The organism is Undibacterium sp. GrIS 1.2, assembly GCF_040544435.1.
Taxonomy (GTDB): Bacteria; Pseudomonadota; Gammaproteobacteria; order Burkholderiales; family Burkholderiaceae_D; genus Undibacterium.
In genome coordinates this window covers 42,126-58,529 of record NZ_JBEONP010000009.1, presented here as the reverse complement: position 1 = coordinate 58,529, position 16,404 = coordinate 42,126, and the positions used below count along the sequence as shown (strand labels likewise).

Below are 16,404 nucleotides of genomic sequence, written 5' to 3'. Positions count from 1 at the left end.
TAAAAAGGCTTTTATTGACCGCGTTTTGCGCGCGCATTCGCGGCGATCCGCATACGTAATGCATTGAGTTTGATAAATCCACCTGCATCTGCCTGATTGTAGGCGCCGCCATCTTCATCAAAAGTCGCAATATTCATGTCGAACAGAGAATCTGTTTTGGAGTCGCGTGACACGGTGATCACGTTGCCTTTATACAGCTTCAGGCGTACCCAGCCATTGACTGTTTGCTGTGTGTGATCGATCAGTGTTTGTAGTGCGACGCGCTCTGGCGCCCACCAGTAACCGTTGTAGATCATGCTGGCGTAACGTGGCATCAGATCATCTTTTAGATGTGCGACTTCACGATCTAATGTGATGGATTCAATTGCACGATGTGCGCGCAACATAATGGTACCGCCTGGTGTTTCGTAGCAGCCACGTGATTTCATGCCGACATAACGGTTTTCTACCAAGTCCAGACGGCCAATGCCGTGCTTGCCACCCAAGCGGTTTAACTCGGTTAATACAGTTGCTGGTGACATACGCACGCCATTGAGTGCGACGATATCGCCATGCTCAAATTCAATATCCAGATACTCGGCCTGGTCGGGAGCCGCTTCTGGGCTGACAGTCCAGCGCCACATACTTTCTTCTGCTTCGGCACTAGGGTTTTCCAGATGGCGACCTTCAAAACTGATGTGCAGCAGGTTGGCATCCATGGAGTAGGGCGCGCCGCCATTCTTATGTTTTTGATCGATTTCAATGCCGGCATCTTCCGCATATTTCATCAATTTTTCACGCGATAATAAATCCCATTCACGCCATGGCGCGATGATTTTTACGCCCGGCATCAACGCGTATGCACCTAGTTCAAAGCGTACCTGATCATTGCCTTTGCCGGTCGCGCCGTGTGAGATCGCATCGGCACCTGTTGCCTTGGCAATATCAATCAGGCGTTTAGCAATTAAGGGGCGGGCGATGGATGTACCCAGCAAGTATTCACCTTCATAAATCGTGTTGGCGCGAAACATCGGGAAAACGAAATCACGTACGAATTCTTCACGGACATCATCGATATAAATATTCTCAGGCTTGATGCCAAATTTGATCGCTTTTTGACGCGCTGGTTCCAGCTCTTCACCTTGACCAAGATCGGCAGTAAAGGTGATGACTTCGCATTGATAATTATCTTGCAGCCATTTCAGAATGACTGAGGTATCCAGGCCGCCGGAATAGGCCAACACTACTTTTTTGATATCGCTCATGATGTGCTCTCTGTGTACTTTATTACGATGTTGAATTTGACTAACTTTACTTGCTTCAATTTTTAAAAATTCAGTGAGGTTTAACTGATCTTCATGTCGGCTGGGCGATTAGACTGCCTCGGCAATTGTTCCAACGACCAGATATTCCAGCAAGGCTTTTTGTATATGCAGACGATTTTCTGCTTCATCCCAGACGACTGATTGTGGGCCGTCGATGACACCTGCTGAGACTTCTTCACCACGATGTGCCGGCAGACAATGCATGAATAAGGCATCAGGTTTGGCGCGAGCCATTTTGGCTTCGTCTACGATCCAGCCATCAAATGCTTTCAGGCGTGCCTGATTTTCTTCTTCGTAACCCATGCTAGTCCACACATCGGTGTTGACCAGATCAACGCCTTCGCAAGCATCTGATGGAGGATCAAATAAAGTATAAAACTGACTATCCACTGTGACTTGCGCCAAATCCAGTTCATACCCTTTTGGGGTGGAAATATTAAGATGGAAATTGAAAATCTCTGCTGCTTGCAACCATGAGTACAACATGTTGTTGGCGTCGCCTATCCACGCTACAGTTTTGCCTTCAATAGAGCCGCGATGTTCGATGTAGGTAAATACATCAGCAAATACCTGGCAGGGATGATGTTGATTGGTCAGTCCATTGATGACAGGTACGCGCGAATTGGCTGCAAAGCGCTCTATCATTTCTTGTTCAAAGGTGCGGATCATAATGATGTCGCACATACGTGACATGACTTGACCAGCATCCTCGACCGGTTCGCCACGACCGAGTTGGCTGTCACGCGTATTAAGATAAATCGCAGCGCCGCCAAGCTGGTGCATGCCAGCTTCAAACGATAAACGGGTACGCGTAGAATTTTTCTCAAACACCATGACTAAGGTGCGATCTAGCAAGGGATGATAAGGGTCATAGAGCTTAAACTTGCGCTTAATAATGCGCGCGCGCTCCATCACATAATTGAATTCAGCCAGTGTGAAATCAGAGAACTGCAGGAAATGTTTGATAGCCATAAATGAAATCGGCGGCAAGAGGAAATTCTGCCGCCGCTTGTTATAACTGCTTCATTATAAGGGATTTAGTTATCTAAGCCATATAAATTGTGGAAAATGCTTCTTTGTTTCAACTTTCTAGTTGAATAGGGCTAACACAAAAATCGCCCTGGCTGCGCTGCGGCATCCTGTCTGCCCTAAAGTACGGTCGTCGTCACCAGGCCTTGTCGGGACAATTTTGCGCAAGTCCTGATGTATTGATTTTTGATTGAGCCGGTGATGAATGTAGACGCACTAAAAAATTGAATCAGGCAAATAAGTCTTAAGTGAATCAAAGTGATTCGTCGCGCGTTAGGGTTCGTGATTTTTTCGATACTCTAATTGCAATTTGTTTCCGTGTGGAATCGTCTGCTCACCTGTGTTTTGTAAATTTGTGTCACAACGAAGACTATTTTGATGATTTCAGGTAATTCTTCTAAGAAATTTGTAATTAAAGAGTGCATCAAATTTATAATCCAAGCTCCATCTCATTCATTAAAAAGGATCAATTATGAGCGCACTTCTTGCTGGTTTAACTGTGTTGATTATTGGTGACAGCCACATGTCCACACCGGATTATCTGATCACCACTTTGCACGACGATTTAATGAGCAAAGGTGCGGTCGTATATTCGTATGGTGCCTGCGGTGTAGCTGCCGGTGAGTGGATGGTTAAAACTCAGTCCTCATGCGGTGGTGCTGTACGTATTAAAGACGGTCCGGTCGAAGTTAAAACTGGTCCTGACGCTGCGACACGTCCTTTCAATGAATTGATTAAAACCTACAAGCCTAATCTAGTTGTTGTTGTCAATGCTGACACGATGGCAGCTTACACCCAGCCAGAATTACCAAAAACCTGGATCTGGCAGCAAGTATCTCGCTTGACCAAGGGGATCAAAAATAATGGTGTTAGTTGCGTTTGGGTAGGTCCAGCCTGGGGTACCGAAGGCGGCCCATTTAACAAGACTTATGCCCGCGCTAAAGAGATGTCGACCTATCTTGCTGATATCGTCGCACCATGTACTTATATCGATTCTCAAAAAATGTCCAAGCAAGGTGAATGGAGCACGATCGATGGTCAGCATTTCACGACTTCGGGCTACCAATCCTGGGGTGCTGCGATTGGTAATGCGATTGCTGCCCCAGCTGTGTTGGCAACCATCAAGCATTAATTAGTTGTTAGCGGTGAATACTGTTGACGATTGCCTTGTAAAAGGGCAACCGTCGGAACTGCGCTTACACACTAATCCTGACTATGAATTCGTAGGTAATTCGTTTTCTTTACTTTGCCCAATATTATGAAAAAACTTTTCGTCGCATGCATTTCCACGCTCGCAACGCTGGCTGCCATCAATCCACTTGCGGCCTATGCCGACACGCAACTGTATGAAACCGGCCCCAGTGAAGATTCATCCTTTGTGCGTTTTTTGAATGCAAGTGACGATAAAGCCAGCGTAGTCAATGGCGCGGCCAAAATTGCCTTGGGCAATCAGGGTGATGCACGTGTTTCCCGTTTTTATCCTGTCAAAGCGGGCAGTAAATTAACTGCGACGGTACAAATCGGTAGTCACAAAGTACCGGTGGAAGTTACTGCTAAACCTGGTGAGTTCATTACGATTGCGGTGGTGGGTAAAGATGCATCCGCCAAGAGCGTGATCGTCAGAGAATCACCAACAGATTTCAACGCAATGCGCTCGTCCTTATCGTTGTCTAATCTGGATGAAAAATGCGCTAGCGCTGCCTTATCTGGCGGCGCTAAAAATACAGCAATTTTAGAAGCGGTTAAACCAGCGACTGTACAACGTCGTTTAATTAATCCTGTAAAACTCTCAGTACAGGCCAGTTGCGATGGCAAGTCCGTCGGCACAGCGCTAGACATGTCACAACTGCAGGCTGGCGAGCGATACAGCGTATTTGTACTGCCGCTCAAAGTAGGACGAATAGCGTTTTTTGTACGCGATAATAACTCTTAAGCGAAAGCAGTTATGGTATTCGCGTCCCTTGAGTTTTTAACTATCTTCCTACCTATTTTCTTTGCGTTTTATTTAATTACACCACAGCGTTTTCGCAACCACACCTTGTTGGTCGGTAGCTGGTTATTTTATGCCTGGTGGACACCTAAATTTTTGTTGTTGATCATTGCCTTGACCGTTCTCGCGTGGGGCGCCGCAATCTTGATCGACAAAGCTCAGAATGAACGCGTTAAGACCAGAATCATGGCGGCCACCATCGTCCTCAATCTGGCATCTTTGGTCTGGTATAAATATACCAATATGGTGGTGCAATCCCTGAATACTTTTTTTACCGGACATGACTTGCCCGCCATTCCGTGGGTCAACGTGATGTTGCCGATTGGCTTGTCATTCACGGTATTGCATGCGATTTCTTATGTGGTCGATGTCCGTCGTAAGACTGTTCCGGCGCAGTACAGCATCATTTCTTTTAGTGCGTACATGGCGATGTTTGGCCATCTGATTGCAGGGCCGATAGTGCGTTATAAAGTCATCGACAAAGAGCTGCGTGAGCGGGTTTTTTCCTCGGAAGAGTTTGCTGCTGGCGTGCGTCGTTTTATGGTCGGCTTTTCGATGAAAGTGTTAATTGCCGATACCTTGTCGCCGTTTGTATCAATCGCTTTTGGCTTGCATCAACCGTCCTTTATGGATGCCTGGGCCGGCTGCGCTGCTTATACCTTGCAACTCTATTTTGATTTTGCCGGCTACAGTGCGATGGCGATTGGTTTAGGCTTGATGCTCGGTTTCCGTTTTCAGGAAAATTTCAATAATCCTTATCTGGCAGTATCAATCCAAGATTTTTGGCGACGCTGGCATATGACGTTGTCGTCATGGCTACGTGACTATTTATATATAGCTCTGGGTGGCAATCGCGGTGGCGCAATCCGCACCTATGTCAACCTGATGTTGACGATGGCGATTGGCGGCTTGTGGCATGGTGGCGATAACTGGAATTTTCTGATCTGGGGGATTATTCAAGGTTCTGCATTGTGTTGTGACCGCGCGTTTACGATGCGTGGTTATTCCATGCCCAATGCCGCGTCACGCACTTTGACCTTGTTGGTGGTGATGCTGGCTTGGACGGTGTTTCGCTCTAGCAGTTTTGATGCCGCCCTAGGCATGCTGGCTGGACAAATCGGAGCCAATGGCTTTGCCATGGGTGATGCGATCAGATTAGCTTTGCGACCCAGCTTGCTACTGATTTTTGCGATTGGTTTGTTGTGCGTGATTTATCCCGCCAGCAGTTTTGCCAAGCGCGGCGGTTTAGCTACTGTGGGTTGGAGTGGTGTGTGGCGCGCAGTCTGGCCGATACTCACTTTTGTCTATGGCGTCATTGTGTTGGCCGGGCAAAAAGCCATTCCTTTTCTGTACTTCCAGTTTTAAGGAATATCACCATGAGCGAACTTACTCCAAATACATCAAAAACCAGCCGTGCCAACATTATCGGCTTCTTACCAGCAATCGCATTTGTGATTGTATTGGTCGCTGGTTTTGGCGTGACGATTGCCTCTTTGCGGGATGTGCCTGAAAACGCATGGACAGGCATTACCGAGCCACAGCAATTATTCGGTGGCGAATCTACCCGTCGGTTTTCAGCGCAGTTGAACGAGCATTTTTTACTCAGTAAGCCATTCAGCCAAATTGAGCGCGCTGTTACCTGGACCATCGCCGGTGATACTGGTACGGCAGTCAGCACTGGTTGCAAAGACTGGTTTTTTCTTAGTGATGAATTAGAAACTTTCCCGGATCCTGATCATTCCGCAATAGCTCGTGCCAATATTGTCAAAGCTTTGGCGAAAAATCTGGCTGGGCGCGGCATACAATTAGTTATCGCCGTTGTGCCAGACAAGTCACGCATAGAGCAAGCGCATTTGTGCGGTTTGCACAGACCCGCCAGTTTTGCAGGACGCATCGATAACTGGGTCGCCTTACTCAAACAATCAAAAATTAATACGATTAATCTGGAGCCAGTGTTGGCCGCTACTCCCGGTGAGCGTTATTACCGTACTGATTCGCACTGGAATGAAAACGGCGCAAATGCCGCTGCTGCCGCTATCGCAAGTTATTTGCAAGCAGAAAAAATGCAAGTGATGCCAGCTGTAGCTCCTGACAAGGCAGCATTACACAGTACAACAATAGCGCGAGATGGTGATTTGTTACGGGTATCCAATCTGCAAGGCTTACCTGCTATTTTGCGCCCGAAGCCGGAACAGACCCAGTTGACGACGATTGTTGCCAGCGCTACACCAGACTCTGGTGCAAGCTCCAATAGCAGCTCCAATACCAGCTCCGATATCAACTCCAACACCAGCGATGATTTGTTCGGTGATACCGGTTTGCCGACAGTTGCCTTGATCGGTACCTCATTCTCCAGAAATGCGAATTTCGTTCCATTTTTAGGTCATTATCTAGGTGCACCCGTCGCTAGTTTTGCAAAAGAAGGAGGTAATTTCGAAGGATCTGCTCTTGCCTACTTAGGCGGGAAAACTTTCCAGCAAAGTCCTCCAAAAGTCGTCTTATGGGAAGTGCCCGAGCGCATGCTACAAAAGCCTTTGAGTGCAGCCGAAAAACAATGGCTCGATTACCAGAAGTAAATGAAATAGTGCAAAAATTTTTTAGAAGTTCCCACTAAAGTCCAATAAAAATGCGGCTACTGGCGTGAAATCATGCCAGTAGCCGCATTTTTATTGGACGTCTGAAAGAGGATTTCAAAAAACATACTCGGACGTATCGCGTCGCTTTATCGTAAATTCCTAAAGACTCGCAATGTCGAGGTATTACTGTGTCGGCATTACCATCTCCGCATGTCTTTAGCCGCGATCCGCCGGCGTCGGTGAATCAAACAACGGCTCGGAATTTCATCTATTCAAATAATCAACCCAAAAAACAGCTAATAAATACATAAATTATTCGTTTTACTGGTATTTAATCGACTGCTAAAGTGAAGCCATATTCCAATTAGATCCAATCCGATCTAGATAGACCCAAGAAGATGGACATGACTTCGACAGCCGCTTTCAGACAGACCAACGATATAAAGACGGATACAGAATCTGGTTCCGGCTTTGCCACTAATTCAGCCAGCTTTAGTTCAAACTTATTGAGTTCAAATGCATTTCGTTTAAATAGGTTTTTCACGAAAATACCCCATTATTTGCCTGGCATCGCATTGTCGCTTTTGATCGCCAGTATTGCGATAGCGATGGGCAAAATCACCCTCCTGCAAGCCAACGGTATTGGCGCGCTGACGCTGGCGATTGTGCTGGGTATACTGGTTGGTAATACGATTTATCCACGTATCGCCGTGGCTAGCGGTGCTGGTGTCACTTTCACTAAACAGAATTTACTCCGGCTCGGGATTATTTTGTATGGCTTGCGGCTGACGTTTAAAGACATTACCCGGGTCGGTATCAGCGGAGTTGTGATTGATGCTGCGGTTTTGAGCAGCACTTTTTGCCTCGCCTGGTTTCTCGGTACTAAGGTCTTTAAGCTTGATCAAAAAACTGCCATGCTGATTGGCGCCGGTAGTTCTATCTGTGGCGCTGCGGCAGTGATGGCGGCGGAGCCTGTAATCAAAGGCAAGGCAGACCAAGTGACGGTCGCTGTATCAACTGTGGTGGTCTTCGGCACTGTAGCAATCTTCCTATATCCAGCGCTGTATCACCTGAATACACAACTGCATTGGTTGAATGTCAGCCCAACTGCGTATGGTATTTTTACTGGCTCCACCGTACACGAGGTTGCCCAAGTCGTTGCCGCAGCCCATGCGATTAGTGAAGATGCTGCAAACACTGCTGTGATCGCCAAGATGGTCAGAGTGATGATGCTGGCACCGTTTTTAATCATCTTGTCGGCGTATCTATCCCGTAGCAAATCCGCATCGCATGACAACGATCTTGCCGATCAAATGATCAGCAACAAGCCAGGCAAGATCGTCGTTCCTTGGTTCGCACTGATCTTCGTTGTTGTCGCTGGCATAAACTCTTTAGCTTTTTTACCGCATCCTGTCGTATCCGCCGCAATTGATGTTGATACTGTGATCTTAGCCATGGCGATGGCCGCATTAGGTTTGACCACACATGTTTCCGCGATTCGTAAAGCTGGCGTCAAACCTTTATTGCTTGCCGCTGTGTTGTTCCTTTGGTTGACGATAGGCGGGCTGGGGATTAACTGCGTTGTCAGTATGTTTTTATAGAGAGTTTCATATACTCCCCATTATTTTTATAGAAAATAGCTTATTGCCCAAAGAATGTATGGACAGTCAATATATACATGGATGGAGTATATGGAACTGCTTAAGTGAATAGTCTGGCGAATTAATGCACCAGCCAGCGTCGTAGAGCAAAGCTAAGCCAGTCGACCATTGCTACTAACATCAGCATTGCAATGATCACTGTGGCAGCGCTTTGCATTTGGAATAAGGATAAAAAATACTTCAGCATTTGCCCCAAGCCTCCAGCGCCGACTACGCCCAAAATGGCGGCAGCGCGGATATTGTTTTCCCAGCGGTATAAGGTGTATGACAGCATTTGCGGCAAGGCTTGCGGTAGCTTGGCATACAAAAATGCGTTGATCGCGGTGGCGCCGTTGATGCGTAAAGTGGATTCTGCATGCGGCGACGTATTTTCTAAACTCTCTGCAAATAATCGTCCCAGCACGCCGGTGGTATGTGCGGCCAAGGCAATCGTACCGGCGAATGGTCCTAGACCTGCGGCGATTAGCATGATGGATGCCCACACCAGTTCCGGTATGGCACGGGCGACATTCAGAAACAAGCGGGTCGTGCTCATGGCAATGATCCCAAAGCGTCCGCTGGCGGGTAGCGCCAGTAGCAATCCTAAGATTGCCGCAATCAAGGTGCCTAAAGCCGACATCGCCAAGGTCTCAAACGTGGCAATGCCCACTTTGTGTAGCATGCCGGTGGAGAGATCAGGCGGTGCAAATCCTTGTAGAAATTCGATTGTTTTGCTACCAGCGTCTGCGGTGAATAATTCATTCCATTTGGACGGCAAGCTGATAAAACTGGCAATCACCAGCGCCAACAAAAGTAATAATGTGATGGCGGTGACAGGGCGCATCATCGGTGGTACTTTGGGTAAATTGACTGCTGACTTGGCCGCATTCATATTTACAAGCGCATTCACATCCAGATCAGGGTGACTCATGTCGCCAGTCCTTTTCTGAATAATTTACTGACACCATCGGCGATCGCGACCAGCACCACAAACACCAGCAACATGGTCGACACTTCTGCGCCAGATAACATTTTGAGCGACTCATCCATGCGCTGCCCTAAGCCACCCGCGCCTACAAAACCCATCACGACCGAGCCTCGGATCGCACATTCCCATCGATAAATCGTGTACGAAGTCAGCTCTGCCGCAGCGTTGGGCAAAGCGCCATAGAAGAAGGCGGTGAGCCGGCTGCACCCATTTTGCAGCAAGGTATCGGTTGCCAGCGGATCGCTGGTTTCTAAAATTTCTGCATACACTTTTCCTAGCATGCCCGCATAGGTGAGGGCAATTGCCAGCACACCCGCGGTCGGTCCCAAGCCGACGATGCGGACAAATAACAAGGCCCACACCAGCTCCGGCACACTCCGCAACAGCACGAGTAGCCAGCGTATGGTCTGGCGGACAAGCATCGCAGGCCAGCTCATACGCCGCAGTCCTATGCGTGAGATGGATAGGTGCTCATTAATGATCAGTGTCAGAGGGATCGCTGCGATCATGGCGAGCGCCATACCCGCGCTTGCCATCGCGATTGTTTGCCAGGTTGCGGTTGCGACGATAAACAAAAATTCTGTGGAATGCGCTGGCGGGAAAAACGCGATTAGAAAACGCCAGGTCGCATTCAGGCTTTGCGCGTCCATCAGTTCCCACGGTTTGAATTCCGTCATCACCAGCATCGGCCACAACAGAATCAGGCCGAGAACAAACAGAGTGATGCGACCACGCCAGGCGGGATCAGTTGTTATTGTGGAGCCAGATGGCGTGGAGGTCAGTGACATGCGCACGATTATTAAAAGCAGCGTTGATCAACGGCACAATTAGCCAGTGCATCAATGTCGGCTTGCATTGCATCTGACGGATTTGGATTGTCGACCATACTCGCCATATCGGGTTCAAGCAAATCAGCAGCCGCATTTTGATATAGCGCGGCGATCATCTCATCCGTTACATGCTCACTATCGAAAAAAACTTTACCGTCACGCAGACCGATAATCCGTTTGAAATACTGACGTGCCAATTCAACCTGATGCAGGCTGCATACCATCGTGGCTTGCCGTTGGATCGCTTCTTGTTGCAGAGTTTGCACTGTTTGGATTGCCAGTCTTGGATCAAGCGCAGACAGCGGCTCGTCAATCAACAGCAGTTTTGCATCAGACAAAATGAGCCGTGCTAAAGCGCAGCGCTGACGTTCTCCACCAGATAAGCGGTCCACGCGTGCATACAATTTATCTTGCAAATCAAACCGTGATAAAGCCTGCCAGGCAGCGAGCGGGTCTGTTGGTTTGAGCAGACTACGCAAGGATTTCCAGAGCGACCATTGCGGCAGACGACCCGCCAGCACGCTGGTAATCACGCGTTGTCTTGCCGGTAGTGGCGGTGTCTGCGGCGCTAAAAAAAGTTGGCTACGTAAGTTGTGTCGCGCGCGATGTGACAAGGTCCACGGCTGTTGACCTAGCAATTGAATCTGACCCAACTCAGGTCGCAAGGCGCAAGCCAGGGTGTGCAGCAAAGTCGTTTTACCCGCACCAGATGGGCCGATAATTGCGACTTGCTCGCCTTGCTTTAGACGCAGAGTCAGATTGTCCAAGGCCCATTCTGACGCGCCAGCATTTTTTCCAGAGCTGTTGTTTGAAGCAGGATGGCGCACATGCACGCCATCCAACTGCACACTAGCTGAGCTTGCAATTGAGTTGCTTACTGTTGAATCAGTTACGGAGGAGTCTGACATGCAAATTTATTTCAGCAAGCCAGCGTTATGCGCAGCAGCTTCGATCGCTTTGTAGTTATCTACTTTGGTCGGAATAAAACGAGTGGCACGTTGCAGATCTAAAATTTCTTTATCTTGCGGATTGGCTGGGTCTAAAGATAAAAATGCATCGCTGATTTTTTTGCGTAACTCTGCAGGCATATCGGCGCGTACCGACCAGTTGTAATCAAAATAGCCTGGTGTTGTGAAGAACACTCGCACTTGTTTGGTATCGACTTTGTTTTGTGAGACTAGTTTTTCCCAGACTGAAATGTTCAAGGCGCCAGCATCTACCTTGCCACCAGACACCGCAGCCACCGTTGCATCATGCGCGCCGGAAAACGCGATACGTTTTAAATCGGTATCAGGATTAATTTTAGCCGCTAGCAAATACGAACGCGGCATCAAATGACCAGAAGTAGAGGATTCTGAACCGAAGGTGAAGGTCTTGCCTTTCAAATCTTCTAGCTTGGTGATAGCGGGATTGGTGGTGATGAAAACGGATTTAAACTTTTCATCTTCTTCACGCTGTACCAGCGCAACGACCTGGCCTTTGCTACGGGCATTGGCTTGCACAAAGGTGAAACCGCCGAACCAGACCATATCTAGTTTGTTATTGATCAAACCCTCAACCGAGGCGGCGTAATCGGTCACGGGTGTGAATTCAACTTTCATGCCCAATTTCTTCTCCAGATATGCGCCCAGTGGTTTGAATTTGCGCTGCAACTCTGTCGGTGCCTCATCAGGGATCGCAGAGACCCGCAATACTTGCTGTGCCAATGTTAAGCCAGATGCGGATAATAAAGTCGCAGCGACAGCGGCATGGAACAAGCGGCGTGAGGGTGAAAAAGAAGATAAAAATCGCATGACGAATTTCCTTAAATAGAGTTGAAATAATAATACTGGTAATGGGTATATTTTTTTGTCCAGGTATTCATTGGACTATCAGCTATATTTGTAAAATAAATTGGGGAGTATATATAAATAGTTTACAAAGCGCGTAGAGCAACACAAGTGATGAACAACATGGAAGAGCAATAGCGAAGCGTAAAGTGACGCAAAAAAGAGCTGGAGAAATAGTAAGGTAATTACGTCTGCATAAAGCGGTATTACTCAATTCGCCTCAATTTTGCTCAATTTTATTCAATTTTATTCACTAAGCACTACACATCTTTAGTGTCGGTCAGAGCTGGATTTTGTTCGTGCTCTAATGCTAAATAATGGCTTTGATTACGACCACTTTGTTTGGCTTTATACAGCGCTGCATCGGCAGCTTCCAGCAAATTATGGAGTGAAATATCTTTATCACTCAAATACGTGCTGACGCCGATACTGATACTGATTTGCTGACAAATCCGGGATTTGATATGTGGAATGGCGATATCAAAAATCGCAGCACGGATTTTCTCCGCAAATTGCATCGCACCTTGTTCTGGCATATTCGGCATCATCAGAACGAATTCTTCACCGCCATAACGTGCCACGATATCGGTCGCACGCAAGAGCTGTGTCTTTAATGTTTTTGCGACTTTGATAAGCGCTTTGTCTCCTGCGATGTGGCCGTAAAAATCGTTGTACTCTTTAAAGAAATCAATATCCAACATAAAGATCGATAAGGGTAATTTTTGGCGACGAGAATGCGCCATCGCAATTGCAAAATGCTCGTCAAAAAAACGCCGGTTGTAGATGCCGGTAAGGCTGTCTGTACTAGCTTCTTTCTTCAATATCTCTGAGTGTGATCGCAACATTTTTTCGCGCTTGATGGAGGCGCTGGAGTCGGTGATCTGGATCAGGCAACAGCGTTCTTCATCATCAGAAAATAACGGTGTGATCGAAATAGATTGGTGCATACGTACACGGTCGTCACTCAGGTCGCTGGGATCATATAAGGCCAGCGGCGAGCGATGCAGAGCGTTCGATAAAACAACGGGCAAGCCGTAATTCAAGGTGTTGCGGAGCGAGGTTAAAAAAGCTGCACTAGGGCTTTCATTAAATACCTCAGCGAGTTTTTTTGTGATTGCCTGGTCGGTACTGACATCGCTGTGCTTGACCATCCAGTCATTCCACATCAACACTTGTTCATCGGCGTTGACAAGAATCAAGCCCATGTTAATCGTGTTAAAAATTTGGTCAGCTTTTTTTGCAAGAAGCTGCTGGGAACTGTTGACCGGTTCCCGTGCGGATTCAGTCATCAGATGTTACCTAAAAAACGGTCAATTTGATCAACGAGATTTTTTAATGATGCAGAACTCAGCAAGAAAACCAGGTGGCCTTCGGAATGGCGTTTTTCTATCGCCAGATCGATATGCAATACCAGAATATAAGGATGCTCCGTAGTCTGAGCAATGCGCTTAAACAGATCCTCAGTCGAGGCAATCGCATAGTGTGGCAGCGAGCTGTTGAACGAGATATCGAGCATGTCTGCGACGGCAGATAAACACGCATTGAGTATGATGTTGCCCAGTTCGCACATGGCTTCTTGTTCAAACTCCGCCAGTTCTTCTATGCTCATTTGCGAGCCCATCATATCGCGCACGATTTCCAGCGCATGATCTTCTGTAAAGATCAACACCGCTTCAGCGTCAAATGGTCCTGTAAATTGCTGCGTCACTGCGCCAAAGCGATTGCCTGCAATCGCCATGATGGAGGCATCAATCTCGGTCGATTTTCTGACCTCGACTTTGGGCACGGATAACTTGACTTCATCGCCGACGATTTCGCTCAGGCTGGCTGCGGCTCTGCCGGCGCCGACATTAAATACTTCGCTAAGTGCGTCGAGATGAAGTTCAGTTAAAGTATTCATAAGGATTTAACTTAGCTGCCTAGAAAATGAGTCAGTGCGTTTGCGATCGATTTTTCTGTTACTGGCTTGGCGACAAAAACAGCGCCCAAAGCTTGTGCGCGGGTTTGTAAGGTTTCTTGAATATTGGCTGAAAAAATCACGATGCGCATGGAAGGATGTTGACCCAGAATTTTCTCTGCGGCGTCGGTACCTAACATGCCGGGCATGTTGACATCCATCGTACAAAAATCAGGTAATTCTTTATCCGCAGTGAGGATGGCCTCTTCACCCGTTGCTGCCTCGACAATAATCCAATCTGCATGCTTGGCCAGAATGTGGGCTTTGATCACCATACGGGATACTTTGCTGTCATCCACGATCAGTAATTTTTTTGTGATTGATGTCATGCTCATTACTTTCTTAACTTAAGTACTTATTTGTTTGTTTTTTGTTACAGGCATTTTACCCGAAGGGGCATGCGAAGTAACACCTGATTTGGCAACTTAAGAGACAATGTTTGTATTCTTTAACCTACGCCATAAGGTCGTTCTGCTAATCCCCAAATAATGTGCAACGGCTTCACGATTATTCTCAAAACGTTGCATGATTTTTTCTAAGGATACGCCGTTTAAATTTGCTTGTGATGACACTGACGCGGGTGCTTGCAATGCCATTAATGGCGTTGAATCCTCACTAAGACTTGTCAGGTAAGCTAAGTTTTGCATGCGGTTTGATGCAAGTGTTTGCAGGCTTTCTTGTGCATCTTCTTGTGGGTTTGCCAATGCTGGCTCAGCGATCTCATCGCTAATTCCATAGCCAATTCCATAGCTAATTTCAGATGCAAGCTCAGGTGCGACCTTCATCAACAGACTTGGTGTTAGCGCTTGTAAAGGTTCAGCCGCTAAAAACAAGGCAAGTCTTTCCATCATATTGCGCAGTTCTCTGACATTGCCCGGCCAGTCATAGCGCGCCAACAACTTGCTGCAAGCCAATATTTCTGCATGCAGATTCGCATGTGGTCGGTTGCCAAGGCTCGCCAGCGCATGTTTCAGACACCATTCTGCCAATGGCACCAGATCGCCCTTGCGTTCCCGTAATGTTGGCAATTGCAGACGCAATACTGCCAGACGATAAAACAAGTCTGAACGGAATCGCCCCTCTTTGATCCTGGCATCCAGATCGCAATGAGTGGCGCTGATAATGCGGACATCCACCGGAATAGGGCGTATGCCACCAACCCGGACCACTTCGCGCTCTTCCAAAACGCGCAGCAACCTGGTTTGCAGACTCAAAGGCATTTCGCCAATTTCATCCAGAAATAAAGTGCCGCGATGGGCTGCCTCAAATAAGCCGGCATGACCACCGCGTCGCGATCCGGTAAAAGCGCCGTCTTCGTAGCCAAACAATTCTGACTCTAATAAAGATTCTGCAATCGCACCGCAATTGACGGCGACAAAAGGGTGGCGTGCTCTGGGGCTTTCTTTATGCATCGCCTGTGCGGCGAGTTCTTTACCAGTGCCGGTTTCGCCTTGCAGTAAGACGGTTGCCGGGGAGCGGGCGAAAAGCATAATGGACTGGCGGGTTGCTTGCATTGCAGCAGACTCGCCGCGCAGATCAGTTAGATTGTGGCGTGCGCGCAAGGATTCTGCGGCGGGATGATGTCTGCCACGCGCTGATTCCAGCCGGGTCAGGCGGGCGATTTCTAAGGCGTCTTCAAATGATTGGCGGATAGACTCGGCCGAGTACATAAAGATGCCGGTTAATCCCGCTTCTTGCGCCAAATCCGTGATCAGACCCGCGCCGACGATGGCTTTGATGCCATTTGCCTTCAGTTCGCTGATTTGCGCCCGAGCATCTTCTTCGGTGACATAAGTGCGTTGTTCCAGCTTAAAACCAAAGGTGTTTTTAAATTCGACCAGCTCTGGCATCGTCTCTTGGTAGGTAATCAAGCCGATCTCGGCAGAAACTTTGCGGGCACGCGCCAAGGCTTGCATGACATCAAAGCCACTGGCTTTGGCAATCACGACCGGAACCGGCAGACGGTTTTTGAGATAGGCGCCGTTTGATCCGGCGGCGATCACTGCGTCGCAGCGCTCGGTTAGCAGGCGCTCACGGATATGTTGGGCGGCTTCCTCAAACCCAAGATGCAACGGTTCGATGATGGCACTGCCATCGTATTCGACCATGATGTCGCGGAACAAGTCGAACAGGCGCGAGATGGATACAGTCCAGATGACGGGTTTATCCCCGCTGTCGCGGGCTATCGGTGGGCGTGGGCGCATGTTGAGCCTAATTTTGTGGTGAGTGTTGCAGCGGGTGTTTCAATAAATGTTCCAATG

At 48.0% G+C, this 16,404-nt stretch carries 15 protein-coding genes; 5 read left to right on the top strand and 10 right to left on the bottom strand.

What is annotated here, in order from left to right; all coding sequences use genetic code 11:
• Positions 1 to 11: 11 nt before the first annotated feature.
• Positions 12 to 1,244 (bottom strand): argininosuccinate synthase, encoded by a 1,233-nt coding sequence (locus AAKU61_RS05605; RefSeq protein WP_354330360.1) that lies wholly within the window; start codon positions 1,242 to 1,244, stop codon positions 12 to 14.
• A 108-nt stretch (positions 1,245 to 1,352) separates the two neighbouring features.
• Positions 1,353 to 2,276, bottom strand: a complete 924-nt coding sequence (gene argF / locus AAKU61_RS05600; protein ID WP_354330359.1) for an ornithine carbamoyltransferase — start codon at positions 2,274 to 2,276, stop codon at positions 1,353 to 1,355.
• Between the two features lie 529 nt (positions 2,277 to 2,805).
• Between argF and AAKU61_RS05595 the strand changes: the two genes are divergently transcribed.
• From AAKU61_RS05595 to AAKU61_RS05575, 5 genes are all read left to right on the top strand, one after another.
• Positions 2,806 to 3,465 (top strand): SGNH/GDSL hydrolase family protein, encoded by a 660-nt coding sequence (locus AAKU61_RS05595; protein WP_322119492.1) that lies wholly within the window; start codon positions 2,806 to 2,808, stop codon positions 3,463 to 3,465.
• A 126-nt stretch (positions 3,466 to 3,591) separates the two neighbouring features.
• On the top strand, positions 3,592 to 4,266 hold the full coding sequence (locus tag AAKU61_RS05590) for an alginate O-acetyltransferase AlgF (RefSeq protein ID WP_354330357.1): 675 nt from the start codon (positions 3,592 to 3,594) through the stop codon (positions 4,264 to 4,266).
• A 12-nt stretch (positions 4,267 to 4,278) separates the two neighbouring features.
• Positions 4,279 to 5,688, top strand: a complete 1,410-nt coding sequence (locus tag AAKU61_RS05585; RefSeq protein WP_354330355.1) for an MBOAT family O-acyltransferase — start codon at positions 4,279 to 4,281, stop codon at positions 5,686 to 5,688.
• Positions 5,689 to 5,699: 11 nt separating this feature from the next.
• A complete protein-coding gene (locus tag AAKU61_RS05580) occupies positions 5,700 to 6,899 on the top strand; it encodes an alginate O-acetyltransferase AlgX-related protein (RefSeq protein WP_354330353.1) in 1,200 nt (399 codons plus the stop codon).
• 608 nt (positions 6,900 to 7,507) lie between these two features.
• Positions 7,508 to 8,500 (top strand): YeiH family putative sulfate export transporter, encoded by a 993-nt coding sequence (locus AAKU61_RS05575; RefSeq protein WP_503012585.1) that lies wholly within the window; start codon positions 7,508 to 7,510, stop codon positions 8,498 to 8,500.
• 121 nt (positions 8,501 to 8,621) lie between these two features.
• Here AAKU61_RS05575 and phnE read toward each other — a convergent pair whose 3' ends face one another.
• From phnE to prpR, 8 genes are all read right to left on the bottom strand, one after another.
• Complete coding sequence (gene phnE, locus AAKU61_RS05570) at positions 8,622 to 9,431, bottom strand: phosphonate ABC transporter, permease protein PhnE (protein WP_503012584.1); 810 nt, start codon at positions 9,429 to 9,431, stop codon at positions 8,622 to 8,624.
• Positions 9,432 to 9,466: 35 nt separating this feature from the next.
• Positions 9,467 to 10,315 carry a PhnE/PtxC family ABC transporter permease gene (locus AAKU61_RS05565; RefSeq protein WP_354330349.1) on the bottom strand — a complete coding sequence of 283 codons (849 nt, stop codon included), beginning with the start codon at positions 10,313 to 10,315 and terminating at the stop codon, positions 9,467 to 9,469.
• An 11-nt stretch (positions 10,316 to 10,326) separates the two neighbouring features.
• The gene (locus AAKU61_RS05560) at positions 10,327 to 11,265 is read right to left on the bottom strand and encodes a phosphonate ABC transporter ATP-binding protein (RefSeq protein WP_354330347.1); all 939 of its coding nucleotides are present in this window, start codon (positions 11,263 to 11,265) and stop codon (positions 10,327 to 10,329) included.
• Between the two features lie 6 nt (positions 11,266 to 11,271).
• A complete protein-coding gene (locus AAKU61_RS05555; protein WP_354330345.1) occupies positions 11,272 to 12,150 on the bottom strand; it encodes a putative selenate ABC transporter substrate-binding protein in 879 nt (292 codons plus the stop codon).
• 296 nt (positions 12,151 to 12,446) lie between these two features.
• Complete coding sequence (locus AAKU61_RS05550; protein WP_354330343.1) at positions 12,447 to 13,475, bottom strand: GGDEF domain-containing protein; 1,029 nt, start codon at positions 13,473 to 13,475, stop codon at positions 12,447 to 12,449.
• The gene (locus AAKU61_RS05545; protein ID WP_354330342.1) at positions 13,475 to 14,086 is read right to left on the bottom strand and encodes a chemotaxis protein CheC; all 612 of its coding nucleotides are present in this window, start codon (positions 14,084 to 14,086) and stop codon (positions 13,475 to 13,477) included. The genes AAKU61_RS05550 and AAKU61_RS05545 overlap by 1 nt, the downstream gene beginning before the upstream one ends.
• A gap of 11 nt (positions 14,087 to 14,097) precedes the next feature.
• Complete coding sequence (locus tag AAKU61_RS05540) at positions 14,098 to 14,472, bottom strand: response regulator (protein WP_322119482.1); 375 nt, start codon at positions 14,470 to 14,472, stop codon at positions 14,098 to 14,100.
• Positions 14,473 to 14,568: 96 nt separating this feature from the next.
• Positions 14,569 to 16,347 carry a propionate catabolism operon regulatory protein PrpR gene (gene prpR / locus AAKU61_RS05535; protein WP_354330340.1) on the bottom strand — a complete coding sequence of 593 codons (1,779 nt, stop codon included), beginning with the start codon at positions 16,345 to 16,347 and terminating at the stop codon, positions 14,569 to 14,571.
• Positions 16,348 to 16,404 lie beyond the last annotated feature (57 nt).

What these genes read in the sequence shown, in the direction of transcription:
- AAKU61_RS05555 (WP_354330345.1), bottom strand. Translation starts at nt 12,150, where the DNA reads ATGCGATTTTTATCTTCTTTTTCACCCTCACGCCGCTTGTTCCATGCC.
- AAKU61_RS05585 (WP_354330355.1), top strand. Translation starts at nt 4,279, where the DNA reads ATGGTATTCGCGTCCCTTGAGTTTTTAACTATCTTCCTACCTATTTTC.
- phnE (WP_503012584.1), bottom strand. Translation starts at nt 9,431, where the DNA reads ATGAATGCGGCCAAGTCAGCAGTCAATTTACCCAAAGTACCACCGATG.
- AAKU61_RS05575 (WP_503012585.1), top strand. Translation starts at nt 7,508, where the DNA reads ATGGGCAAAATCACCCTCCTGCAAGCCAACGGTATTGGCGCGCTGACG.
- AAKU61_RS05560 (WP_354330347.1), bottom strand. Translation starts at nt 11,265, where the DNA reads ATGTCAGACTCCTCCGTAACTGATTCAACAGTAAGCAACTCAATTGCA.
- AAKU61_RS05590 (WP_354330357.1), top strand. Translation starts at nt 3,592, where the DNA reads ATGAAAAAACTTTTCGTCGCATGCATTTCCACGCTCGCAACGCTGGCT.
- prpR (WP_354330340.1), bottom strand. Translation starts at nt 16,347, where the DNA reads ATGCGCCCACGCCCACCGATAGCCCGCGACAGCGGGGATAAACCCGTC.
- AAKU61_RS05565 (WP_354330349.1), bottom strand. Translation starts at nt 10,315, where the DNA reads ATGTCACTGACCTCCACGCCATCTGGCTCCACAATAACAACTGATCCC.
- AAKU61_RS05540 (WP_322119482.1), bottom strand. Translation starts at nt 14,472, where the DNA reads ATGACATCAATCACAAAAAAATTACTGATCGTGGATGACAGCAAAGTA.
- AAKU61_RS05605 (WP_354330360.1), bottom strand. Translation starts at nt 1,244, where the DNA reads ATGAGCGATATCAAAAAAGTAGTGTTGGCCTATTCCGGCGGCCTGGAT.
- AAKU61_RS05550 (WP_354330343.1), bottom strand. Translation starts at nt 13,475, where the DNA reads ATGACTGAATCCGCACGGGAACCGGTCAACAGTTCCCAGCAGCTTCTT.
- argF (WP_354330359.1), bottom strand. Translation starts at nt 2,276, where the DNA reads ATGGCTATCAAACATTTCCTGCAGTTCTCTGATTTCACACTGGCTGAA.
- AAKU61_RS05545 (WP_354330342.1), bottom strand. Translation starts at nt 14,086, where the DNA reads ATGAATACTTTAACTGAACTTCATCTCGACGCACTTAGCGAAGTATTT.
- AAKU61_RS05580 (WP_354330353.1), top strand. Translation starts at nt 5,700, where the DNA reads ATGAGCGAACTTACTCCAAATACATCAAAAACCAGCCGTGCCAACATT.
- AAKU61_RS05595 (WP_322119492.1), top strand. Translation starts at nt 2,806, where the DNA reads ATGAGCGCACTTCTTGCTGGTTTAACTGTGTTGATTATTGGTGACAGC.